This is a genomic window from Methylobacterium aerolatum (genome assembly GCF_022179085.1).
Classification (GTDB): Bacteria; Pseudomonadota; Alphaproteobacteria; order Rhizobiales; family Beijerinckiaceae; genus Methylobacterium; species Methylobacterium aerolatum.
In genome coordinates this window covers 38722-62053 of the sequence record NZ_BPQE01000001.1, presented here as the reverse complement: position 1 = coordinate 62053, position 23332 = coordinate 38722, and the positions used below count along the sequence as shown (strand labels likewise).

Annotated in this window: 18 protein-coding genes; 11 read left to right on the top strand and 7 right to left on the bottom strand. The window is 71.0% G+C overall.

The window, feature by feature from the left end; genetic code table 11:
- The first annotated feature begins 8 nt into the window (after positions 1 to 8).
- The 9 genes from MFF06_RS00215 to MFF06_RS00175 all read left to right on the top strand — a co-directional run bounded on the left by MFF06_RS00215 (position 9) and on the right by MFF06_RS00175 (position 10739).
- Complete coding sequence (locus MFF06_RS00215) at positions 9 to 776, top strand: glycosyltransferase family 2 protein (RefSeq protein WP_238200960.1); 768 nt, start codon at positions 9 to 11, stop codon at positions 774 to 776.
- Positions 773 to 1495: a TVP38/TMEM64 family protein gene (locus MFF06_RS00210; protein WP_238200959.1), complete on the top strand. Its 723-nt coding sequence runs from the start codon at positions 773 to 775 to the stop codon at positions 1493 to 1495. The genes MFF06_RS00215 and MFF06_RS00210 overlap by 4 nt, the downstream gene beginning before the upstream one ends.
- Positions 1492 to 2928 carry a DUF2142 domain-containing protein gene (locus MFF06_RS00205; RefSeq protein ID WP_238200958.1) on the top strand — a complete coding sequence of 479 codons (1437 nt, stop codon included), beginning with the start codon at positions 1492 to 1494 and terminating at the stop codon, positions 2926 to 2928. The genes MFF06_RS00210 and MFF06_RS00205 overlap by 4 nt, the downstream gene beginning before the upstream one ends.
- A gap of 92 nt (positions 2929 to 3020) precedes the next feature.
- The gene (locus MFF06_RS00200) at positions 3021 to 3443 is read left to right on the top strand and encodes a DUF4864 domain-containing protein (protein ID WP_370876728.1); all 423 of its coding nucleotides are present in this window, start codon (positions 3021 to 3023) and stop codon (positions 3441 to 3443) included.
- 74 nt (positions 3444 to 3517) lie between these two features.
- Entirely contained in the window at positions 3518 to 4930 is a 1413-nt protein-coding gene (thrC, locus tag MFF06_RS00195; RefSeq protein WP_238200957.1) for a threonine synthase, read from the top strand.
- Between the two features lie 8 nt (positions 4931 to 4938).
- The gene (locus MFF06_RS00190) at positions 4939 to 6231 is read left to right on the top strand and encodes a M16 family metallopeptidase (RefSeq protein WP_238200956.1); all 1293 of its coding nucleotides are present in this window, start codon (positions 4939 to 4941) and stop codon (positions 6229 to 6231) included.
- Positions 6232 to 6438: 207 nt separating this feature from the next.
- Positions 6439 to 9303: an EAL domain-containing protein gene (locus tag MFF06_RS00185; protein ID WP_238200955.1), complete on the top strand. Its 2865-nt coding sequence runs from the start codon at positions 6439 to 6441 to the stop codon at positions 9301 to 9303.
- Between the two features lie 102 nt (positions 9304 to 9405).
- On the top strand, positions 9406 to 9768 hold the full coding sequence (locus MFF06_RS00180; RefSeq protein WP_238200954.1) for a hypothetical protein: 363 nt from the start codon (positions 9406 to 9408) through the stop codon (positions 9766 to 9768).
- Between the two features lie 38 nt (positions 9769 to 9806).
- The gene (locus tag MFF06_RS00175; RefSeq protein WP_238200953.1) at positions 9807 to 10739 is read left to right on the top strand and encodes a ferredoxin reductase domain-containing protein; all 933 of its coding nucleotides are present in this window, start codon (positions 9807 to 9809) and stop codon (positions 10737 to 10739) included.
- A 141-nt stretch (positions 10740 to 10880) separates the two neighbouring features.
- On the opposite strand, the gene MFF06_RS00170 is transcribed toward MFF06_RS00175, so the two are convergent.
- The 4 genes from MFF06_RS00170 to recO form a co-directional block, all read right to left on the bottom strand.
- Positions 10881 to 12908: an ethylmalonyl-CoA mutase gene (locus MFF06_RS00170; RefSeq protein WP_238200952.1), complete on the bottom strand. Its 2028-nt coding sequence runs from the start codon at positions 12906 to 12908 to the stop codon at positions 10881 to 10883.
- Positions 12909 to 13156: 248 nt separating this feature from the next.
- Entirely contained in the window at positions 13157 to 13798 is a 642-nt protein-coding gene (locus MFF06_RS00165; RefSeq protein WP_238200951.1) for an SGNH/GDSL hydrolase family protein, read from the bottom strand.
- A complete protein-coding gene (parC, locus tag MFF06_RS00160; RefSeq protein ID WP_238200950.1) occupies positions 13798 to 16044 on the bottom strand; it encodes a DNA topoisomerase IV subunit A in 2247 nt (748 codons plus the stop codon). The genes MFF06_RS00165 and parC overlap by 1 nt, the downstream gene beginning before the upstream one ends.
- A gap of 150 nt (positions 16045 to 16194) precedes the next feature.
- Positions 16195 to 16914 (bottom strand): DNA repair protein RecO, encoded by a 720-nt coding sequence (gene recO / locus MFF06_RS00155; protein WP_238200949.1) that lies wholly within the window; start codon positions 16912 to 16914, stop codon positions 16195 to 16197.
- 45 nt (positions 16915 to 16959) lie between these two features.
- On the opposite strand from recO, the gene MFF06_RS00150 reads away from it, so the two are divergent.
- Both MFF06_RS00150 and rlmN read left to right on the top strand, forming a co-directional pair.
- A complete protein-coding gene (locus tag MFF06_RS00150; RefSeq protein WP_238200948.1) occupies positions 16960 to 17667 on the top strand; it encodes a gamma-glutamylcyclotransferase in 708 nt (235 codons plus the stop codon).
- Positions 17668 to 17731: 64 nt separating this feature from the next.
- Positions 17732 to 19003: a dual-specificity RNA methyltransferase RlmN gene (gene rlmN / locus MFF06_RS00145; RefSeq protein WP_238200947.1), complete on the top strand. Its 1272-nt coding sequence runs from the start codon at positions 17732 to 17734 to the stop codon at positions 19001 to 19003.
- Positions 19004 to 19009: 6 nt separating this feature from the next.
- Here the strand turns inward: rlmN and MFF06_RS00140 are convergent, their stop codons facing one another.
- The 3 genes from MFF06_RS00140 to MFF06_RS00130 form a co-directional block, all read right to left on the bottom strand.
- Positions 19010 to 19948, bottom strand: coding sequence for a HEPN domain-containing protein (locus MFF06_RS00140; protein WP_238200946.1), 939 nt, complete (start codon positions 19946 to 19948; stop codon positions 19010 to 19012).
- 208 nt (positions 19949 to 20156) lie between these two features.
- A complete protein-coding gene (locus tag MFF06_RS00135; protein ID WP_238200945.1) occupies positions 20157 to 20501 on the bottom strand; it encodes a hypothetical protein in 345 nt (114 codons plus the stop codon).
- Between the two features lie 132 nt (positions 20502 to 20633).
- Complete coding sequence (locus tag MFF06_RS00130) at positions 20634 to 23087, bottom strand: glycogen/starch/alpha-glucan phosphorylase (RefSeq protein ID WP_238200944.1); 2454 nt, start codon at positions 23085 to 23087, stop codon at positions 20634 to 20636.
- Positions 23088 to 23332 lie beyond the last annotated feature (245 nt).

Genomic DNA, 23332 nt, shown 5'->3' with positions numbered 1-23332 from the left:
ACCTGCCCATGCTTCACGGAAAACGCATCGCCGTCGTCCTGCCCGCCTACAACGCGGCGGCGACCCTGGAGCGCACCCACCGGGAGATCCCCTTCGACATCGTCGATGACGTGATCCTCATCGACGACGCCAGCCGGGACGAGACGGTGGCGGTGGCCCGGCGCCTCGGCATCCACACGGTGCGCCACGCGCAAAACCTCGGCTACGGCGGCAACCAGAAGACCTGCTACCGCACGGCGCTGGAGCGCGGGGCCGACGTGGTGGTGATGCTCCACCCGGACTACCAGTACGCTCCCCGCCTCGTGACGGCGATGGCCTCGATGATCGTCTCGGGCGAGTACGACGCGGTGCTGGCCTCGCGCATCCTCGGCAACGGGGCGCTCAAGGGCGGGATGCCGGTCTACAAGTACGTTGCCAACCGCGCGCTCACCCTGGTGCAGAACCTCCTGATGGGCCAGAAGCTCTCCGAGTACCATTCCGGCTACCGCGCCTGGAGCCGGGCGGTGCTGGAGACCCTGCCGCTGGACCGCTGCTCGAACGACTTCGTGTTCGACAACCAGATGCTGGCGCAGGCGTTCGCGCAGGGCTTCGGGATCGGCGAGATCTCCTGCCCGACCCGGTATTTCGACGACGCCTCCTCGATCGACTTCCGGCGCTCCTGCCTCTACGGGCTCGGCGTGCTGCGCACGAGCCTCGCCTACCGCCTGCACCTCTCGGGCCTGCGCTCGGACCCGCTCTTCGCCGACGAGGAGACGCCGCTCGGAGCGCGCCCGTGACGCTCCCGCCGCTCACCCGCCTCGCGGGCCTCGGCCTCCTCGCGGGGCTGGCCGCGGCGCCGCTCGCCGCGGGAATCCTCGCGCCCGACGCGGCCCGGGACCTCGCGGCCCGGGTCGCGGAGCTCGGCCCGGCCGGGCCGGCGATGCTGCTGGCGATCCAGGCCCTGGTGGCGGCCTCCGGCGTCCTGCCGGCCTCGGCGATCGGCATCGCGGCGGGGGCCCTCCTCGGTCCCGTCCTGGGCTTCGCCGTCGCGGCGGCGGGAACGATGGCCGGCGCCCTCCTCTCCTTCGCCCTTGCCCGCTCGGTCATCGGGGCGCGGGCGCTGGCCCGGTTCGGCGGATCGCGCCTCGCCGCTCTCGACGGCGCCCTCGCGACGGAGGGCTGGCGCCTCGTCTGCCTGATCCGCCTCTCGCCGATCATGCCCTTCGCGCCGACGAGCCTCGCGCTGGGGGCCAGCGCCGTGGCGCTGCGGGACTACGCCATCGGCACCCTGGCGGCCCTGCCCGCGCTCTTCGCCTACGTCGCCCTCGGGGCGCTCGGCCAGGGCGGGGGCCACCTCGCCGCCGGGGTGGGGCGGGCCGAAGGGCTGCGGCTCGCGGTGCTGGCGGCCGGGGCGCTCGCCACGGTGCTGCTGATGCTGCGCCTGCGCCGCATCCTCGCCCGCCGGGCGCCGGGGGAGGCCGTGCCCGGCCTGTCCGAGCGGAACCTTCCCGCGTGACCCGCCTCCTCGCCGCCGCCACGGGCGCGACCTTCTGGTGCCTCGCCTTCCTGGCCCTGTGCGGCCCGGTCTGCATCGCCCTCGCGCTGATCGTGCCGCCGGGCGAGGTGGCCGACGAGGGGGCCCACCTCGCCCGCGCCGCCGCGCTGATGAACGGTGAATTCGTCGGCCACCGGGAGACCCTGCGCTACGCGGACGGCTCCACCCACGTCGCGGCGGGCGTGCGGATCGACCCCGCCTGGGACGAGGTGACCCGCTCGCGGCCGAAGAGCTTCGGCGGAATCCTCGATGCCGTGGAGGGGGAGCCGGACGCCCAGGGGCGGGTGTTCGTGCCCCTCTACACGGTCGCGACCTATCCGCCCTTCCTGTACCTGCCTTCGGCCTCCGGCCTCGCGGCCGGGCGGCTGCTCGGGCTCCCGCCGGAGACCTGCGTCTATCTCGGGCGGCTCGCCAACGCGACGGCCACCCTGGTGGCCGGCCTCCTGGCGCTGGCCGTGGCGCGGCGGGGGCGCCCCGCCCTGTTCGCGGTGCTCGCCCTGCCGATGTCCCTGTCGCTGGCGGCCTCGTTCAACCAGGACGGGCTGATCGTCGCCCTCGCCGCCCTCGCGGCCGCCCTGCTCTCGCCCCGGCCCTTCGCCGGGGGCGGCACCGGCCCGCGGCTCTCGGGGGCGATCCTGTGCATCGCCCTCGTGGCCCTGGCCAAGCCCCCCTACGCGGCGCTGGCGGCGATGCTGCTCGTGCCCTTCCCCGGCGGAAGGGGCGGGCTCGGGATGGGGCGTCGCCTCGCGGCGGCCGTGCTCGCCGTCCTGCCCGCCGCGATCTGGACGGTGGCCGCCACCGCCACCGTGGCGACGCCGGTGCCGCGCCACGCCTACGAGGCGGGTCCGCTCTGGTCGGGTCCGCGTCCGGCCCCCTTCACCGCCACCGATCCGCAGGCCCAGGCCCGCGTCCTCCTCGAGGACCCCTCGCGCCTCCTGACCCTGCCGGGGCGCTTCCTCGGCACGGCCAAGCGCCTGACGATCCTCGCCGAGGGCGCCATCGGCATCTTCGGCTGGCTCGACCGGCCCCTGCCCGTCCCCCTCTATCTCCTCTGGGCCGTGGCCCTCGTCGGCCCGATCCTCCTGGCCGACCGCCGAAATCCCTTGCCCCCGGCGGCCGAGCGCCTGGTCCTGACGGCGGCGGCGCTCGCCTGCCTCTGGCTGGTGATCCTGTCGCAGTACGTCACTTGGACGAATGTCGGCGAGATCCGGATCATCGGGCCGCAGGGCCGCTACCTCCTGCCGCTGGCGCCGATGCTGATCCTGGCCTTCGCCCGGTTGCGCCCGCAGGCGGGGCCCACGCGCCGCTGGCCCGCGCTGATGCCGGTGGCCGCCGCCGCCGTCGATCTCGTCGCCGTGCCGGTGGCGGCCTTCGCGATGGGCGTGCCGGGCTGAGCCGGGACGGCCGGCGGAAAAGGGCGCTGCGGCGCTTGCCGGGCCTTGCCCGGCGCCTACAATCGGAAGTTGCTCCCATGGAGTGACTGCCGATGCGCGTCAGGTTCGCCCTCGCCCTCCTCGCCACGATGGGCGCCGCCCCCTTCCCGGCGGTGGCCGGGGAGCCCGAGCAGGCGGCCGCCCGGGCGGTGATCGTCCTGCAGACGGAGGCGCTCGGCCGGGACGACGCCCCCACCGCCTACGCCCAGGCCGCCCCGGCGATCCGCGAGATCTTCCCCAACGCCGACCTGTTCCTCGGGATGGTGCGCAGCCAGTACCAGCCGGTGTACCGCCACCGCAGCTTCGTCTTCGGCCAAGCCCGCGACCTCGGCGAGACCACGGTGAGCCAGAGCGTGGCGATCCAGGACGAGGGCGGCACCGACTGGACCGCCGAATACACCCTGGAACGGCAGGCCGACGGCACATGGCGCATCACCGGCTGCCGCCTGACCAAGGCCCCGGGGATCAGCGCGTGAGGTTTCCAGACCGATCCGACTTCGACACGCACGGCCGCATCGTGTAGACGGACCGCCTTCCCACGGAGGCCCCTGTGCTCCACGTCTCGACCCGCGGCGAGGCCGCGCCGCTCTCGTTCTCGGATGCCCTTCTGGCGGGGCTCGCCCGCGACGGCGGGCTCTACGTGCCCCAGACCTGGCCGCGAATCGGTCGCGAGGAGATCGCCGCGCTCGCCGGCAAGCCGTACGCCGAGGCCGCCAAGCGCGTGCTGCGCCCCCTGGTGGACGGCGAGATCGCCGACGCCGCCCTCGACCGGATGATCGACGACGCCTACGCCACCTTCCGGCACCCGGCGATCTGCCCCCTCACCCAGCTCGACGACAACCTGTTCCTGCTGGAGCTCTTCCACGGCCCGACGCTCGCCTTCAAGGACGTGGCGATGCAGCTGCTCGGGCGGCTGATGGACCATGTCCTGCGCCAGCGCGGCACCCGGGCGACGATCGTCGGCGCCACCTCGGGCGATACCGGCTCGGCCGCCGTGGAGGCGTTCCGGGGGCTCGATCAGGTGGACGTGTTCATCCTCTACCCGCACGGGCGGGTCTCGGAGGTGCAGCGGCGGCAGATGACCTCGGTCGATGCCCCCAACGTCCACGCGCTGGCCCTTGACGGCACGTTCGACGATTGCCAGAACATCGTCAAGGCGTTGTTCCAGCACGGGGATTTCGCCGACGAGGTCCGCCTCTCGGGCGTGAATTCGATCAACTGGGCGCGGGTCGCGGCGCAGGTGGTCTACTACTTCACCAGCGCCGTGGCGCTGGGCGCCCCGCACCGGGAGGTCTCCTTCGCGGTGCCGACCGGCAATTTCGGCGACATCCTCGCCGGCTGGGTCGCCAAGAAGATGGGCCTGCCGATCCGGCGCCTGATGATCGGCACCAACGCCAACGACATCCTCGTCCGCACCCTGGAGCACGGCGCCTACGAGCTGCGCGGCGTCGAACCCACCACCTCGCCCTCCATGGACATCCAGATCTCCTCGAATTTCGAGCGGCTGCTGTTCGAGGCGCTCGGCCGGAATTCCTCCAGCCTGTCGCGCCTCATGGCCGGGCTGAAGCAATCGGGCGGGTTCCACCTCGACGACGCGGTGCTGGCCACGATCCGCGACGAGTTCGACGCCCACGCGGTGCCGGAGGGCGCCGTGATGGAGGAGATCGCCTTCACCCACGCGGCGACGGGCGTGACCCTCGACCCGCACAGCGCCATCGGCGTGAATGCCGGGCGGCGGCTGCTGGCGAAGGACCCGGCGACGCCGGTCGTGGCGCTCGCCACCGCCCATCCGGCGAAGTTCCCCGATGCGGTGGCGAAGGCCACGGGCGGCCAGCGCCCGGCCCTGCCCCCGCACCTCGCCGACCTGATGGACCGGCCCGAGCGCCTGACCCGCATCGCCAACGACCAGGGAGCCGTGGAGCGCCTGATCCGCGAGCGGGCCCGCATCACGAAGGGCGGCTGAAGCTCCCCATGAACCAGCATTTCTCGACCCACGCCGCCTCCCCGACCCTCAAGGTCACGCGGCTCGGCAACGGCGTCACCGTGGTGACCGAGCCGATGCCGGGGGTGGCCACCGCGAGCCTCGGGGTGTGGGTCGGCGCGGGCTCCCGCCACGAGCGGGCGGACGAGAGCGGCCTGTCGCACCTCATCGAGCACATGGCGTTCAAGGGGACCAGCCGCCGTTCGGCCCGCGACATCGCGGAGGAGATCGAGAACGTCGGCGGCGAGATCAACGCCGCCACCTCCACGGAGACCACGAGCTACACCGCCCGGGTGCTCGGAGAGGATGCGGGCCTCGCCCTCGACGTGATCGGCGACATCCTGACGAACGCCACCTTCGACGCGGCCGAACTCGCCCGGGAGAAGGGCGTGATCCTGCAGGAATACGCGGCCATCGAGGATACGCCCGACGACGTGGTCTACGACGCCTTCACCGAGGCCGCCTTCCCCGGCCAGCCGGTGGGGCGGCCGATCATCGGGCGGCCCGAGACCATCCAGAGCTTCGACGAGGCGGGCATCCGCGCCTACCTCGCCCGGGAATACACGCCCGACCGGCTCGTCGTGGCGGGGGCGGGCAGCATCACCCACGAGGCCATCGTGGCGGCGGCCGAGCAGCATTTCGGCGGCCTCCCGGCCGCCGAGGCCCCTGCCATGGAGCCCGGCCGCTACGGCGGCGGCGAGCGGCGGCTGAAGCGCAAGCTCGAACAGGCGAACCTCGTGATCGGCCTGCCCGGCCTCTCCTTCCGGGACGAGGGCTACTACGCCCTGCACATGTTCGCGCAGGTGCTCGGCGGCGGCCTGACCTCGCGCCTGTGGCACGAGGTGCGCGAGACGCGGGGGCTCGCCTACGAGATCCAGGCCTTCCACTGGCCCTTCTCCGATTGCGGCCTGTTCGGCATCGGCGCCGGCACGGCGGGCTCGGACGTGGCCGAACTCGTGGACGTGACCCTGGAGGCCACGACCCGCGCGGCCAGGGACCTCGACGGCACCGAGATCGCCCGCGCCAAGGCGCAGCTCAAGGTCTCGCTGCTCTCGGCGCTGGAGACCCCCGGCGGCCGGATCGAGCGCAACGCCCGCCAGATCCTCGCCTGGGGCCGGGTGATCCCGGCCTCCGAGGTCATCGCCAAAGTCGATGCGGTGACGGTCGAGGAGGTGCGCGCCGTGGCGAAGACCATGCTGGCGGGCACCCCGACGCTCGCCGCCATCGGCCCGATCAAGGGCCTGCCGTCTGTGGATCGGATCGCGGCGGGGCTGCGGGCCTAGCCCTGGATACGCGGCACTCCCCCTCCCCGTAAGGGGGAGGGGAAAGCTCGGCGTAAATCCCCATCAACTTGATTTGGCCGCAAAGGAGCGCGATCCGCGAACGGTGGACCGGCGCGCCCGTGGCCTTGCCGGTTTTTCACGTCGCCTTTACCAATCGGGGCCGCCTGGGCGGCCGTCGCCACCACCCCGGCCGGACACGTCAGCCCTTTGCGCATCCTCGCCCTCCTCCTGATCCTGGTCGGCGGCCTCGTGACCGGCGGCGCGGCCCACGCCGTCGAGGCGGTGCGGGTCGGCCTCGACCAGCCGGTGATCGATCTCACCGGCGCCATCGAGCGCTACCGGTCGGACGGCGACCTCGTTCAGATCTCCACCGCCGCCGGCAAGGACGGCATCAAGCGCAAGATCGTCGTGAAGGCCCGCGACGCGGGCGGACGGCCGGACTGGATCGCCTTCGCGCTGACGAACGACACCGACGAGCAGATCGACCGCATCCTCATCGCCCCGCATTTCCGCCTCGTCGGCTCGGGCGTGATCTGGCCCGATCTCGGCGGCTCGCGCATCGCGGCCATCACCGCGAGCCAGGGCATCCGCCCGGAGCGCGACGAGAACCCCGACGCGGACCAGTTCACCATCACCCTCGATCCCGGCACGACGGTCACCTACGTCGCCGAGTTGCGCAGCGCCAACGTCCCGCAACTGCACCTCTGGGATCAGGACGCCTACCGCCGGAAGACGGCGGGGCTGACCCTCTACAAGGGCATCATCATCGGGATCAGCGGGCTGCTCGCCCTGTTCCTTACCATCGTCTTCGTGGTGAAGGGGGCGATCATCTTCCCCGCCGCCGCCGCGCTGGCGTGGTCGGTGCTGGCCTATGCCTGCATCGATTTCGGCTTCCTGCAGCGGGTCTTCCCCGTCACCGAACTCGCCGAGCGGGTCTACCGGGCCTCGGCGGAAGCCGTGCTCGGGGCGACGCTGCTCGTCTTCCTGTTCGCCTACCTGAACCTCGCCCGCTGGCACGTGCGCTACAGCCACGTCGCCTTCTTCTGGCTCGCCTTCCTGGCGGGCCTCGTCGGGCTCGCGGTGTTCGACCCGCCCGTGGCGGCGGGCGTGGCGCGCATCTCCATCGCGGCGGTGGCGGGGATCGGCCTGCTGCTGATCCTCTACCTCTCGGTCCACAACGGCTACGACCGGGCGATCCTGCTGGTGCCGACGTGGCTCCTCCTGATGATCTGGGTCACGGCCGCGGGCTTCGCGGTGACGGGCCAGATCGGCAGCGAGCTGGTCCAGCCGGCCCTGATCGGCGGCCTAGTGCTGATCGTGATGCTGATCGGCTTCACCGTGCTCCAGCACGCCTTCGCCGGCAGCGGCCTGACCCACGCGCTGGTCTCCGACACGGAGAGGCGGGCGCTGGCGCTCACCGGCGCGGGCGACGTGGTGTTCGATTGGGACGTGCCCGCCGACAAGATCTTCGTCGGCCCCGAGATCGAGGCGCAGCTCGGCCTGTCGCGCGGCGCGCTGGAAGGCCCCGCCTCGAACTGGCTCGGCGCCCTGCACCCCTTCGACGTGGAGCGCTACTCGGCCGCCCTCGACACGGTGATCGAGGAGCGGCGCGGCCGCATCGTCCACGATTTCCGCCTGCGCTCGGCGGCGGGCGGCTATTTCTGGTACCGGATGAAGGCGCGGCCGGTGATCGGCGCCGACGGCGAGGTGATCCGCGTGGTCGGCACCATCGCCGACATCACCGAGGTGAAGACCGCCGAGGAGCGCCTGCTGCACGATGCCGTGCATGACAGCCTCACCGGCCTGCCGAACCGGGAGCTGTTCGGCGACCGCCTCGACGCGGCGCTCGCCTTCGCCGGGCAGGACCCCCGCCTGAAGCCCACCGTGCTGGTCCTCGACATCGACCGGTTCACCGGCATCAACGACGCCATCGGCCTCTCGGCGGGCGATTCGATCCTGCTCACCCTCTCCCGCCGCCTCGGCCGCCTGCTGCGGCCGCAGGATACGCTCGCCCGGCTGGCCGGCGACGAGTTCGCGGTGATCCTGCTCTCAGAGCGCGATCCCGACCGGATCCTGGCCTTCGCCAGCATGATCCAGCGGGCCATCGCCACGCCGATCACCTATGCGGACCGGGAGATCTTCCTCACCGTCTCGATCGGGCTCGCCCTCTACGAGGCCGGGCTGAAGCGCGACGAGGTGCTGAAGAACGCCGAGGTCGCGATGATCCAGGCCAAGCGCCAGGGCGGCGACCGGATCGAGGTGTTCCGCGCCCACATGCGCGCCGAGCGCTCGGACCGGCTGATGCTGGAAGGCGACCTGCGCAAGGCCATCGAGCGCAACGAGATGCGGGTGCTGTTCCACCCCGTGGTGCGCCTCGACGACCGCACCGTGGCGGGCTTCGAGACGGTGCTGCGCTGGGACCATCCGAAGCTCGGGCGCATCCCGGCCGCGACCTTCATGCCGCTCGCCGAGGAATGCGGCCTCATCGTCAACCTCGGCATCTTCGCCCTGGAGCGCACCGCGCTGGAACTCGCCGCGTGGCAGCGCTCCCTCGAGGTCGAGCCGCCGATCTTCGCCGCCTGCAACCTCTCCTCGCGGCAGCTCCTGCGCCACGACCTCCTGCACGATGTGAAGACAGTGCTCGCCCGCTCCGGCGCCCTCCCCGGCTCCCTGAAGCTCGAATTCAGCGAGAGCCTCGTGATGGAGAACCCGGAATACGCGGCGCAGATGCTCTCGCGCATCCACGACCTCGGGGCGGGCCTGTGCCTGTCCGATTTCGGCACCGGCTACTCGGCCCTCTCCTACCTCCAGCGCTTCCCCTTCGACACGATCAAGGTCGACCGCGCCTTCGTCCGCCAGATCGCCTCGGGCCAGACGGGCATCCTGCGCTCCATCGTGAAGATGGCGAGCGAACTGAACCTCGCCATCGTGGCCGAGGGCTGCGAATCCGAGGCCGACGCCGTGGCGCTCGCCGAACTCGGCTGCGAATACGCGCTGGGCCCGGCCTTCGGCGAGCCGATGACCGTGCTCCAGGCCCGCCAGATCGTCGGCGCGGCGCCGGAGGCGGCGTAAGGCAAGTCGCCGTGAGACCCCCTTCCTCGCGGATCGGATTAAGCCCGCCTTAACCACGAACACGCAGAGTCTTCCACAGGTCGCGTGGGTGGGGATCAGCAAATGGCCGAGGCGGTGAGGCGTTACCAGACGGCGGAGAGCCCCGATCTGCTGCGCCGCCTGATCGCGCGGCCGGTGCGCCTCGCGCATCAGGGGCGGACCCGCCTGCCCGGCCGCGACGGGATGCCCGTGCCGCCGACCCCGTCGCCGACGCCCTCCCCCGCCCAGGCCGTCCGCCCGGAACTCGACCGGCTCGAGACCGAGCTGGAGGTGCTGAAGGCCGTGCTGCGGGCGCAGCGCAAGGAGGTCGAGGCCCTCCGCGCCCAGCGCAAGGTCCTGACCGAATCCTCCCCTGACGACGACGTGCGCGCCACCCGCGAGCGCTGGGCGGAACTCGTCGACAGCCTGCTGCTGCAGGGCCGCTGACGCGTCCGCTGACGAGGGTGAGGAGCGAAGGTCCGTCCATGCGCGCGCGCTGCTCCCTCGTCGTCAACGGCCGCTCGGTCCGTTGTTCCACCGGCGACACGCCGCTCGAGGCTGCCCTGGCCGAGGGGATGATCGCGCCGGTGCCGGGCCTGCACGGCGTGAACCTTCTGGGACAGGCCGCCGCGCCGGCGAGCCGCCGGTCCTCGTCCCGGCGGGGGCGCGAGGCCCCCTACGCCCTTCCCGAGATCCCGCAGACGCGGGCGGACGCCGCCACCCCGGCGCGGGCGCCGCGCGAGACGCCGCGCCAGAGCCTCAAGGGCACGCTGACCGGTTTGCGCCGCCTCGGGCCGGGCGTCGTCGAGGTCGTCGCCTCCCTCAATCGCCGCCCGCTCCACGAGCCGGGCCAGCATTTCAGCGTGAGCCTGCCCGGTCTGCCGCCCCTCGACCTCGCCCCGACCCTGCGGGTCGATGGCTCGGCGGAGATCACCGAGGCCGTGTTCCATCTCGCCCGCGATCCCGACGGCGACCCCCTCGACACCCTCGCCGTCGGCCAGGACGTGAAGCTGAAGGGACCCTTCGGACGCAACCACTACCGGCCGGGCGGAGGGCGCCTCGTCCTCGCCGCGTCGGGAGCGGGTTTTGGCCCGATCTGGGCCATCGCCCACGCGGCACGCTACATCGAGCCCGGCCGCGACATGACGCTCACCGTCTCGGCCCGCGACGCCCTCGACCTCTACATGCGCGACAGCCTCGATTGGCTGCGCGGCACCGGCGTCGGCCGGATCGTGCTCTGTGCCGAGCGGGGCCGCCAGAGGCCGCCGGACGTGCGCCCCGGTTCGCTCGGCGCCCATCTCCCGCACCTGCGCGCCACGGACGTGGTCCACGTGGCGGGCGACGTCGCCACGGTGGGCGCGGTCCAGGCCCTGGCCGGCGCCGTGGGCGCCCGCTGCTTCCCCATCATCGTGGGATAAGGGGATCCCCAAGGACAAGTCCTTGGGTGGGGTCCAGGGGCAAAGCCCCTGGATATCTGGCCCCTGGATATCTGGCCCCTGGTCCTTCGCAGGGCTCTGCCCTGCACCCGCCGGAGGGCTCGCCCTCTGGACACCCTGACTTCAGTAGACCTGCGCCGGCTCCTGCTGCGGGCGGTTGGCCTTGCCGTCGAGGGACTTCTCGATGACCTTGGCGAGGCCGATCATGATCTGGTCGATGGCGTAGTCCTTCGGCGTGTAGACCGCGCGCACGCCCATGTTCTTCAGGACCAGTTCGTCCTCCGGCGAGATGATGCCGCCGACGACGACGGGGATGTGGTCGAGCCCCGCCTCGCGCATCTGGGCACGCACCTCCCGCACGAGCGGCACGTGGCTGCCCGACAGGATCGACAGGCCGACCACGTGGGCGCCGGTCTCCTTCGCCTTGGCGACAATCTCGGAGGGCGTCTGCCGGATGCCGTCGTAGGTCACGTCGAAGCCCACGTCGCGGGCGCGGAGCGCGATCTGCTCGGCGCCGTTGGAGTGGCCGTCGAGGCCGGGCTTGCCGACCACGAGCTTCGGCTGCTCGCCCAGGCGCTCGCCGAGGTCGGCGATGAGGAGGCGCGCCTCCTCCGCCGCGCCCGCCGAGGCGGTCTCCAGCGTCACGCCGGTCGGCGCCCGGTACTCGCCGAACACCGCGCGCAGGCGCGAGCCCCACTCGCCGGTGGTGACGCCGGCCTTCGCCGCCGCGATGGAGGCGGGCATGATGTTGGCGCCCGAGCGGGCCGCCTCTTCGAGCGCGCCCAGCGCCGCCTGCACCGCCGCGTCGTCGCGGGTCTCACGCCACGTCTTGATGCGGTTGGCGGCTTCCATCTCCACCGTCTCGGAGACGGAGAAGATCGCGCCTTCGCCCGCCGTCAGCGGCGAGGGCTCGCCCTGCTGCCACTTGTTGACGCCGACCACGATCTGGTCGCCCGCCTCGATGGCGGAGATGCGCTTGGCGTTCGATTCCACCAGGGCGCGCTTGAGGGCGCCGGTCTCCACCGCCGCCACGGCGCCGCCGATGCCGCCGATCCGCTCCAGCTCGGCCCGGGTCTCGGCCTTGAGCGCCTCGACCTTGGCCTCGATCACCGTCGAGCCGTCGAAGATGTCGTCGTATTCGAGGAGGTCGGTCTCGAAGGCGAGGATCTGCTGCATCCGCATCGACCATTGCTGGTCCCAGGGGCGCGGCAGGCCGAGCGCCTCGTTCCAGGCGGGCAGCTGCACCGCGCGGGCGCGGGCGCGCTTCGAGAGGGTGACGGCCAGCATCTCGATCAGGATGCGGTGGACGTTGTTTTCCGGTTGTTGTTCCGTCAGCCCGAGGCTGTTGACCTGAACGCCATAGCGAAAGATGCGCTTCTTCGGGTCGTCGATGCCGTAGCGCTCCTGCGCGATCTCATCCCAGAGTTCCGAGAACGCCCGCATCTTGCAGATCTCGGTGACGAAGCGCAGGCCCGCATTCACGAAGAACGAGATGCGCCCGAACACTTCCGGAAAACTCGCCTCGTCGAAATCCGGGTCCTCGCGCACCGTGTCGAGCACGGCGATGGCGATGGCGAGCGCGTAGGAGAGTTCCTGGACCGGCGTCGCCCCCGCCTCCTGCAGGTGGTAGGAGCAGACGTTCATCGGGTTCCACTTCGGCACCTCCTTGGTCGTGAACAGGATCACGTCCTTGGTGAGCCGCAGGGAGGGCGCGGGCGGGAACACGTAGGTGCCCCGCGACAGGTATTCCTTGATGATGTCGTTCTGGGTGGTGCCCTGGAGGGCGCTGATCGGCGCGCCCTGCTCCTCCGCGACGGCGAGGTAGAGGGCGAGCAGCCACGGCGCCGTGGCGTTGATCGTCATGGAGGTGTTCATCTGGGCGAGCGGGATCTGGTCGAACAGGGTCCGCATGTCGCCGAGATGCGCGATCGAGACGCCGACCTTGCCGACCTCGCCCCGGGAGAGTTCATGGTCCGGGTCGTAGCCCGTCTGCGTCGGCAGGTCGAAGGCCACCGACAGGCCGGTCTGGCCCTTGGCGAGGTTGCCCCGGTAGAGCTTGTTCGATTCGGCGGCCGTGGAATGGCCCGCATAGGTGCGGATGATCCACGGCTTGTCGCGCTTCACCTCGGCGATTCCGGCGCTCGCGCCCATTCCACCCACTCCCGTCACGACGTCTGAGGCTGCGCCGAGCGCGCCGCTTTGAGCCCAGCCTAGCCGAGGCTCGGCCTGCCGTCATCCACGACCGGTTGCACGAAAAATCGGGGTTGACGGTGAAGGGAATTTGAGACGGAGCCCATGTCGTCATTGCGAGCGAAGCGAAGCAATCCAGGGATGCGCCACGCCCGTCGATGTCTCGCTGCCCTGGATTGCTTCGCTTCCGCTCGCAATGACGGCGGCTGCTACCCCAACAGCGCCGCGACCCGCCGCGCCGCCGGGCCGTAATCGGTCAAGTGGACGCCGTCGCTCAGAGCCCCCGGGCGGGCGAGCCCGCCCCGCCCCGCGCGCAGATCCGAGAACGGGTCGGCGAAGGTGCAGCCGGTTTCGGCCGCGAGCCGTTCGAGGCGGGCCGAGTAGTCCTCCACCGCCGCCGCCTCGCGCTCCTGGCCGGGCACCGGGTCCATCGGCGGCAGGGCGAGGACGATCACCCGCTCCGCGTGGCCGCGCAACCAGCGGATCAGCGCCGCGGCCGCCGCCTCAAACCGCGCCGTCGCCTCGGGTGAGAGGGCGCGCGCCCGGACCGAAAGGTCGTTCGAGCCGATCACCAGCACGGCGGCCCCCGCCCGGTGGCGTGGGTGCAACCGGGGCAGGCGGGCGGCGCAGGGGCCGGTCTCGATGCCGCCGATGCCGCCGTTCACCACCGGCCGCGTCCCGAGGGGGTGCGCGCACAGGAACTCCGCGTGGGAATCGCCCACCACGAGGGTGAAGCCGGGCGGCGCCGCCCTCAGCGCCGCCCGGATCTCCGGGAGCCGCCGGGCCACCCGCCGGGCGCGGATCCACAGGTAGCGCCGCCGCTGAAGCCGCCGCGCCAGCCAGCGGAGCATCACCGCCCGAACCGCTCGAACTTCGGGAAGCTGCGGGCCATCATCAGGCCGACCTCCGCCCGGTGGCCGAGCCACTTCTCCAGGATCGCCGCGTTGGCGAGCCGCCCCTCGGCCGAGCCGTCCTGCCAGGGCAGGCCGTCCTCCAGGCGGAAGACGTGGGCCTGGGTGAGCTGCCCGCTGCGGCAGCGTTGCAGCCGCACGCCCTTGCCGCGGGAGAGTTCCGCCACCTCGGTGACGGGGAAGACGAGGAGCAGCTTCTCCGAGTTCACCACCGCCACGTGGTCGCCGTCCGCCGGCACCAGCACCGTCGCGGTGGCATCACCGTCGAGGCCGAGGATGCCCTTGCCCTTGCGGGTGTTGGCGACGAGGGCGTCGGCGGGGGCCACGAAGCCGCGCCCGTCGGAGCCCGCGATCAGCACCTTGGTCTCCGGCCGGTAGGGCAGCGCCGTCACCACCTCGGTTCCGTCGTCGAGATCGACCATCAGCCGCACCGGATCGCCGAAGCCGCGGCCCCCCGGCAGCTTGGAGGCGTCCAGGGTGAAGACCTTGCCGTTCGAGGCAAGCAGCAGGATTTTTTGCGTGGTCTCGCTCGGGAAGGCGAGCTTGAGCCGGTCGTCGCCCTTGAAGGCCACGCCCGAGAGGTCGGCCACATGGCCCTTCAGGGCGCGGATCCAGCCCTTCTCGGAGACGATCACCGTGATCGGCTCCCGCTCCACCAGGGCCGCTGTGAGATCGACCCCGGCCGTGTCCGGCGGGTTCTCCAGGGTGGTCCGGCGGCGGCCGAGCTTGGTCTCGGGCCCGAAGGTCTTCTTCACCGCGCGGATCTGCGCCTGGATCGCCTTCCACTGCGCCGGCTCGGAGGCGAGCAGCGCGTCGAGCTCCGCCTTTTCGGCGGTGAGCGCGTCGAACTCGCGCCGCAGTTCCATCTCCTCCAGCTTGCGCAAGCTCCGCAGGCGGGTGTCGAGGATGGCGTTGGCCTGCACCTCGGTGAGGTCGAACCGGGCCATGAGCGCCGCCTTCGGCTCGTCCTCCTCGCGGATGATGCGGATCACCTCGTCGAGGTCGAGGTAGACGATGAGCAGGCCGCCGAGGATTTCGAGCCGCCGGTCGATCTGGCCGAGCCGGTAGCGGGAGCGGCGCTGCAGCACCACCCGGCGGTGATCGACCCATTCCCGCAGGCACTCGGCCAGCCCGATCACCTTCGGCACGAGGCCGCCGACGAGGACGTTGAGGTTCAGCGGCACCCGGGCTTCCAGCTCGGTGAGCCGGAACAGGGATTCCATCAGGATGACGGGATCGACGCTGCGCGAGCGCGGCTCCAGCACCACCCGCACATCCTCGGCCGACTCGTCGCGGACGTCGGCGAGCAGGGGCAGCTTCTTCTCTTGGAGAAGCTCCGCCATCTTCTCGATCAGCCGGCCCTTCGGGATACCGTAGGGAATCTCGGTGACGACCACATTCCAGGTGCCCCGGCCGAGATCCTCCTTGTGCCAGCGGGCGCGGACCCGGAAGCCGCCCCGCCCGGTGCGGTAGGCCTCGGCGATCGATTCCGCCGAATCGACCAGGATGCCGCCGGTGGGAAAGTCCGGCCCCTGGACGAACTTGGCGAGCTGGCCCGAGGTCGCCTCGGGGTGGTTGATCAGGTAGAGCGCCGCGTCGCAGAGTTCGGCGGCGTTGTGGGGCGGGATCGAGGTCGCCATGCCGACCGCGATGCCCTGGCTGCCGTTGGCCAGGAGGTTCGGGAAGGCCGCCGGCAGGACGACGGGCTCCTCCTTCTCGCCGTTGTAGGAGGGCCGGAAATCGACCGTGTCCTCGTCGATCCCGTCGAGCAGCAGGCGGGCGACCTCGGTGAGGCGGGCCTCGGTGTAGCGGTAGGCGGCGGGGCCGTCGCCGTCGATGTTGCCGAAGTTACCCTGGCCGTCGACCAGCGGATAGCGCTGCGCGAAATCCTGGGAGAGGCGTACCAGCGCGTCGTAGATCGCTTGGTCGCCGTGGGGGTGGAAGTCGCCCATCACGTCGCCGACGATCTTCGCGCACTTCTTGTGGGCGGTGTTCGGGTCGAGGCGCAGGAGGCGCATGCCGTAGAGGATGCGCCGGTGCACCGGCTTCAGCCCGTCGCGGGCATCGGGCAGGGCCCGGTGCATGATGGTCGAGAGCGCGTAGGCGAGGTAGCGCTCCTCCAGCGCGGATTTCAGCTCGACGCTCTCGATGCCGTCGCCGGACGGCGGCTCGAAGGGCTGACCCATGGTGGTTCCTCAACTTTCCGCTGCCCCCTCCGTCATTGCGAGCGGAGCGAAGCAACCCAGGGCAGCGGGACGTCTCCGACCGAGGCGGATCCCTGGATTGCTTCGCTCCGCTCGCAATGACGGTGAAGCCGCTAGAACATACCGCGAACATTACCCCGCCGCGATGCCGAGCGCAACGAATCGCGCCCGCTCCTCCGGGGGTGTGAGGCCGCGCGGGCCCCAGACGTGCCGGTCGAGGAAGTATCCCGTCAAGGTAAACCCTTGCGCAACGCCGTCCGGCCCCGGCACGCCGCCCTCGCGCAGGAAGCCCGGCAGGGCCAGCAGCCGGTCCTTGTAGGGCTCGCCCGCCGCCGCGCTCACCGCCCGGCCGGTGCGGGGGGAGACGTAGGCGAGGCGGTCGTTCCCGCCCGTGGCGGCGCAGGCCGAGAGGTCGAGGCCGAAGCCGAGTTCGGTGAGCACGGCGAGCTCGAACCGCACCATCAGCGGCGGCGCGATGTCGGGGTCGTCGAGGTGCTCCACGAGGATGCGGGCGGCCTCGTAAAGCGCCGGATGGGGATCGCGCTCGGGCAGGAGGCGCAGGAGGCAGGCGAGGCTCCCGAGCCCGTAGAGGGCGAGGCCGGAGCCGATCATCCGGGAGACCTCGGAACTCAGGGGCTCCACCGCGAAGGCGCCCAGCCCTTCGTCGAGCCGCGCCCGCCACGCCAGCCGCACCCGGTTGCCCGGCTGGAGCACCGGCTGCATCCGGCGCGAGCGCCCGCCATGCACGATGCCGAGATGGCGCCCGTGCTCGGCGGTCATGGCTTCGAGGATGACGGAGGTCTCCCCGTGCCGGCGCAAGCCCAGCACCAGGGCCTCGTCCGTCCATTGCATGGGACGGATATAGGCGATCCCCGTGGTTTGTGTGAGGGTTGTGACATGGCCCCCCGCCCCCTCGACCTGACCCTCGACCTGATCCGCGCCGCCCACGCCCAGCCGGTGGCCGACGACCCCACCGCGCTCACGGTGATGACCGACGAGGAGTTGCGCCCCGGCCTCGAGGAGATCGTCTCCGGCCGCGAGGGCGCGGCCGTGTGGGTCTTCGCCTACGGCTCGCTGATGTGGCGGCCGGAATTTCCGGTGGCCGAGCGGAGGCTCGGCACGGTGCGCGGTTTCCACCGCCGGTTCTGCTTGTTGCAGCGGCGGTTCCGGGGCACGCCGGAGGCGCCGGGCTTCGTGCTGGCGCTCGACCGGGGTGGATTGTGCCGGGGCGTCGCCTTCCGCCTGCCGGATGCGCAGATCCGCGAGGCGCTGATGCCGGTCTGGCGCCGGGAGATGCGCGGGCGCGGCTACGTGGCCCGCTGGCTGCCGGTGCGGACCGAGGAGGGCACCGTCTCCGCCCTCACCTTCCTGGCCAACCGGGCGAACGACCGCTACGCCGGCCGCCTGCCCGACGCCGAGATCGCCGACAAGATCGCCGCCGCCTGCGGCCATACGGGGCCGAGCGCGGAATACCTCTACCGCACGGTGGAGGCCTGCGAGGCGCTCGGCATCCGCGACCGGCACCTCTGGAGCCTGCAAGCGCTTGTGGCCGAACGCTTGGCCGAACGCTTGGCCGCGCGCCTGCGCGAGCGGGTCGGCGGGTGACGGTCGCATCCGGCGGGGGAATCGCCTATATGAAACCTCTTCACGCGAACGGATGGACTTCACCATGGCGACGGCGTCGCTCGACAGCGCCCGCGCGGCCCCTGTGTCGGGAATCGAGAAAACCCCTGACTTCGTGCCCGGCGCCCTGCCAGGCCAGCGCCTCTCCCTCGTCGGCCTGACCCGCGAGGAATTGAAGGCGCGCCTCATCGAGGCCGGCGTGCCCGAGCGTGAGAGCCGGATGCGTTCCGGCCAGATCTGGCACTGGGTCAACCTGCGCGGGGCGCAGGATTTCGCCGAGATGACCAATGTCGGCAAGGGCCTGAAGGCGGAACTCGCCAAGCACTTCACCCTGGAGCGGCCGGAGGTGGTGAACCGCCAGGTCTCCCGCGACGGGACCCGCAAGTGGCTGATCCGCATGGCGCCGACCAATGCCCAGGAGCACAACCGGGGCGCCGAGATCGAGTGCGTCTACATCCCCGGCCCGGATCGCGGCACGCTCTGCGTGTCGAGCCAAGTGGGTTGCACGCTGACCTGCTCGTTCTGCCACACCGGCACCCAGCGCCTCGTGCGCAACCTCTCGGCCGCCGAGATCGTGCAGCAGCTCGTCGTCGCCCGCGACGAACTCGGCGACTGGACCGGCCAGATGCCGAGCCGCGACGCCAACGGCGGCGAGGTCGGGCGGCTCGTCACCAACATCGTGTTCATGGGCATGGGCGAGCCCCTCTACAATCTCGATGCCGTGGTCGATGCGGTGGGTGTCATGTCGGACCAGGAGGGCCTCGGCCTGTCCCGGCGGCGCATCACGGTCTCCACGTCGGGCGTCGTGCCGCAGATCCCCCGCCTGGGCGCCGAGGCGAACGCCATGCTCGCCATCTCGCTTCACGCGGTGCGCGACGACCTGCGCGACGAGCTGGTGCCGCTCAATCGCAAGTACCCGATCCGCGACCTGCTCGCCGCCTGCCGCGCCTATCCGGGCCTCAACAACGCGAGGCGGATCACCTTCGAGTACGTCATGCTGAAGGGCGTGAACGATTCGGATGCCGACGCCCGGGAGCTGGTGCGCCTCCTCAAAGGCATCCCGGCCAAGATCAACCTGATCCCCTTCAACCCTTGGCCCGGCAGCCGCTACGAGTGCTCCGACTGGGAGCGGATCGAGCGGTTCTCGGAGATCGTGTTCAACGCCGGCTACGCCTCGCCGGTGCGCACGCCCCGCGGCCGGGACATCCTCGCCGCCTGCGGCCAGCTCAAGAGCGAGACCGAGAAGCTGCGCGCCCGCGCCCGGATGATGCTGGAGGACGGCATCGCCGAGGGGATGTACATCAGCGACGAGGATTGAGGGGCTTCAGGGCTCGCCGTTGACGGACCGGCGGCCTTCCGGCCGCTCACCGAGGCGTTCCGCGCAGATGTCGGCGACGAGGCGGCTCAGCACCTCGACCCGCTCGATCAGCCAGGACAGCTCCTCGGCGGTGATCTCGTATTTGTAGGAGTACCGCGCCTTCACGTAGGCGTCGTGGAGCAGTTGGAAGCGGCGGCGGGCGAGGCGCGTGGTACGCGGCCAAGCCTCCACGAGGCGGTAGTCGATGTTCTCGGCTTTTTTTCGGAGCTCACGGAGCGAATGGAGTTTGGGGCTGTACAAAGTCTGCACGAGCAGAAAACAGTGATATAAATACTCTGTCGCCTGATGGAGATCGAAAGCCGCGGCTTTCAGTCTTTCAGCGTCCATCGCATTACGCGTTGCTTTGATCCGGTATGCTCCGTCCGGATACCACTCGTCGTAGTGCAACCACTCCTCTTCTCGCCGCACCTCGTCCGAGAACGGTCCGATCTCGCTCAGCGGAAAGCCCGGCACCTCGTAGAGGACGAGGCCCTCGCGCGCGATATCGGCGAAGAACGGGCGGCCCCGTGAGAGCTGGTCGTTCACATCCGCGTAGCTGTGGACGACGAAACTCGGCGTGGGCCGGGGCGTGTCCCGGAGCAGGGCTTCCTGCACAAACCGCTCGTTGGCCCACTCCCACGCTTCGTACTCCCGGGCGAAGCGCTCGGAGTTCACGATCACCAGCAGGTCGAAGTCCGAGACGAACCCGGAGCCATGGTCCTCGCGCCACGTCCCCCGGGCGAAGGATCCGTACAGGATCACCTTGAGGATACGCCCGCGCTCGGCCTTGTCCGCGAGCTTGCCTTTCTGCGCCTCCTCGAATTCCTCGAACAGGATCTTCAGGGCGCGCACGAGGTGGCGGCGGAAGCGCAGCGGGATGGGGGCGATCGTCGCGTCGTCGAGCATGGTGGAACGTCGGGGGCCGACTCAGCCTGTAGGCCACGCATGTCGTCTTTGCGAGTGAAAGCGAAGCAATCCAGGGCGACGGAACGCTTCAGAACGAGGCGCCGACCCTGGATTGCTTCGCGTCGCTCGCAAGGACGGAGAGACCTAGGCTCTGTCCGGTCAGGCTCTCAGGTGACGTGCCGTGTCCCGCCGGCAAAAAAGAAGCGCGTCATCCCGCCTTCGGTCTGACGGCGAGCGAAAGGTAGGCGCTAGCCACGAGCCAGCCCAGCGTGCCGCTGCCGGCCTTGACCAGGAAGTCGCTGATCCGCCCGTGGCGGCTCGCCGAGAGCATCTGGCCGGCCTCCAGCAGGCCCGCCACGGCCACCACCATCAGCAGGATCGCCAGCCGGTGCCGCGGGAAGGCGAGCGCCGCCGTGACCCCGAACAGGGTATAGGCGGCGCATCGCTCCAGATTCGCGGGTCCGACCTCCGGCCTCAGGCCGATGGGAGACAGGGTCACGAAGGCCAGGACGGCCAGGATCCCCCAGAAGGCGAGCCGGGATACAGTGCGCATGACCTGCTTCGTACCACCGATTCGTTCCCGGTTTCGAAAGGGCCCGAGCCCTTTCGCGGGTGTGGGGCGGCGCTCTGCGATGCCGGGGCGTTGCCCCGGCGCTCCACCCAAGGGCTCGCCCTCGGGGATCCCTTACTGATCCAAGCGCACGCGCCAGATCTCGTCCGCGTATTCCCGCATGGAGCGGTCGGAGGAGAACCACGCCATCCGGGCGGTGTTGTGGATCGCCTTCGCCCACCACGAGGCGGGGTCGCGCCACGCTGCGTCGATGGCCCGCTGGGTCCGCCAGTAATCGTCGAAATCGGCGGTGAGCAGGTAGGGGTCGCGCCCGCGCAGGTCGTCGGTAAGCGGGCGGAACCGGCCCGGCTCCTCCGGCGAGAACCGGCCGGAGGCGATCATGTCGAGGGCCGCCGCGAGGCGCGGGGACGCCTCGATCGCCGCGCGGGCATAGCCCGGCATCGCCTTGCGGGCGGTGACGCCCTCCGCGTCCAGGCCGAAGATGAAGATGTTCTCCGCGCCGACGTGATCCTTGATCTCGATGTTGGCGCCGTCGAGCGTGCCCACCGTGAGCGCGCCGTTGAGGGCGAACTTCATGTTGCCGGTGCCCGACGCCTCCAGACCCGCCGTCGAGATCTGCTCCGAGAGGTCGGCAGCCGGGATGATCGCCTCGGCGAGGCTCACGGAGTAGTTCGGCAGGAACACCACCTTCAGGCGGCCCGCGACCTCGGGATCGTCGTTGACGGCGCGGGCGACGTCTGCGGCGAGCTTGATGATCAGCTTGGCCTGAACGTAGCTCGGCGCGGCCTTGCCGCCGAAGATCTTGACCCGCGGGGTCCAATCGCGGTGCGGCTCGGCCTTGATCGCTTGGTACAGGGCCACCGTCTCGAGGAGGTTGAGCAACTGGCGCTTGTACTCGTGGATGCGCTTCACCTGCACATCGAAGAGCGCGTCGGGATCGATGTCGATCCCGGTGCGGTCCGCCACGAGGGCGGCGAGCGCCTGCTTGCGCTCGCGCCGGACCGCCCGGTAGCGGGCCACGAAGCCCGCATCGGTGGCCAGCGCATCGAGGCCGCGCAGCAGCTCGGGTTTGTCGAGCACGCCCTCGCCCACCACCTCGACGGCCAGCCGGGTGAGGCCGGGGTTGGCGGTGTGGAGCCAGCGCCGGAAGGTGATGCCGTTCGTCTTGTTGACGATCTTGTCGCTGTCCAGGGCGTGGAGGTCCGAGAAGACCGTCGTGCGCATCAGGTCGGTGTGCAGCGCCGAGACGCCGTTCACCCGCCGCGCCCCGTGGAAGGCGAGGTGCCCCATGCGCACCCGGCGCCCGTGGCTCTCGTCGATCAGGGAGACCGAGGCGAGGTGGGCGGCGTCGCCGTGCCCGCCCTTGGCCTGCTCCTCCAGGTGCATCCAGTTGATCAGGTAGATGATCTGCATGTGGCGCGGCAGCAGCCGCTCCATCAGTTCCACCGGCCAGGTCTCAAGCGCCTCGGGCAGGAGCGTGTGGTTGGTGTAGTGCAGGGTATGGGTGGTGATGTGCCACGCATCCTCCCACCCGAGGCCCTCCTCGTCCGTGAGGAGGCGCATCAGCTCCGGCACGGCGATGGCCGGATGGGTGTCGTTGAGCTGGATCGCGGCGTGGTCGGGCAGCGAGCGCAGGTCGCCGCGCTCCGCCTTGTGCCGGGCCACGAGGTCCTGCAGCGAGGCGGAGGTGAAGAAGTACTCCTGGCGCAGGCGCAGCTCCTGGCCCGCGGCGGAGGCGTCGCTCGGGTAGAGGACGCGGGAGATCGCCTCGGCGCGCATCCGCTCGGCCAGCGCGCCCACATGGTCGCCGCCGTTGAAGCGGGCGAGGTCGATCGGGGCCGGGCCCTCGGCCTTCCAGAGGCGCAGGCGGTTCACCTGGCACCCGCGCCAGCCGACCACCGGCACGTCGTGGGCGACGGCCAGCACCGTCTCCACGGGCTCCCAGCGCCGGGCGATGCCGTCGCCGGAGGCGGACATGGTCACCCCGCCGCCGAAGCCGATCCGGTAGGTCGCCTCGGGCCGGGCGAACTCCCAGGGGTTGCCCTCCGCGAGCCACGTCTCCGGGGCCTCCTGCTGCCAGCCGTCCTTGAAGGACTGCCGGAACAGGCCGTGATCGTAGCGGATGCCGTAGCCGACCGCCGGGATCTTCAGGCTCGCCATGCTCTCCATGAAGCAGGCGGCGAGGCGGCCGAGGCCGCCGTTGCCCAGCGCCGCATCGGGCTCGGCGTCCTGCACCGCGTCGAGATCGACGCCGAGTTCACCGAGGGCGGCGCGCACGGTCTCGGTGAGGCCGAGGTTGTTCAGCGCGTCCGACATCAGACGGCCGATGAGGAATTCCAGGGACAGGTAGTAGACCCGCTTGTGGGGGGGCTGCCCCGCCTGCGGGCGATCCGCCTCGACGATCCGGTCGCGCAGGGCCAACGCGGTGGCCACGAACCAGTCGCGCGGACGCGCCGTCTCGAGGGATTGGCCGAGGGTCAGGATCAGCTTGTCGCGGATCGCCTCGCGCAGGTCGACCACCGCGTCGCCGCCGGCCGGGCGCGCCGGTTTCGGCGCGGACGCCCCCATCGCAGCCGGATCCGTCTTCGCACCTGCAACCTCGCGTCCCGTCCCGGACGAAGAAGCCGACGCGGCGGCGCGTATCAGAACGTCGGTGAGCACAGTCGTTCCCCCATGAATTTTTTCGAGTGTCCGTCTTCCCGTCTTGCCGCGAGGTGAACGGCTTTTCTTTCCACGGCCCGAAAGCGCCGAGTCTGTGGAAAGTTGCGGGCGAAGTCGAGGCAAATCCTGCGAGATGGCCAATTCCGGGCCGT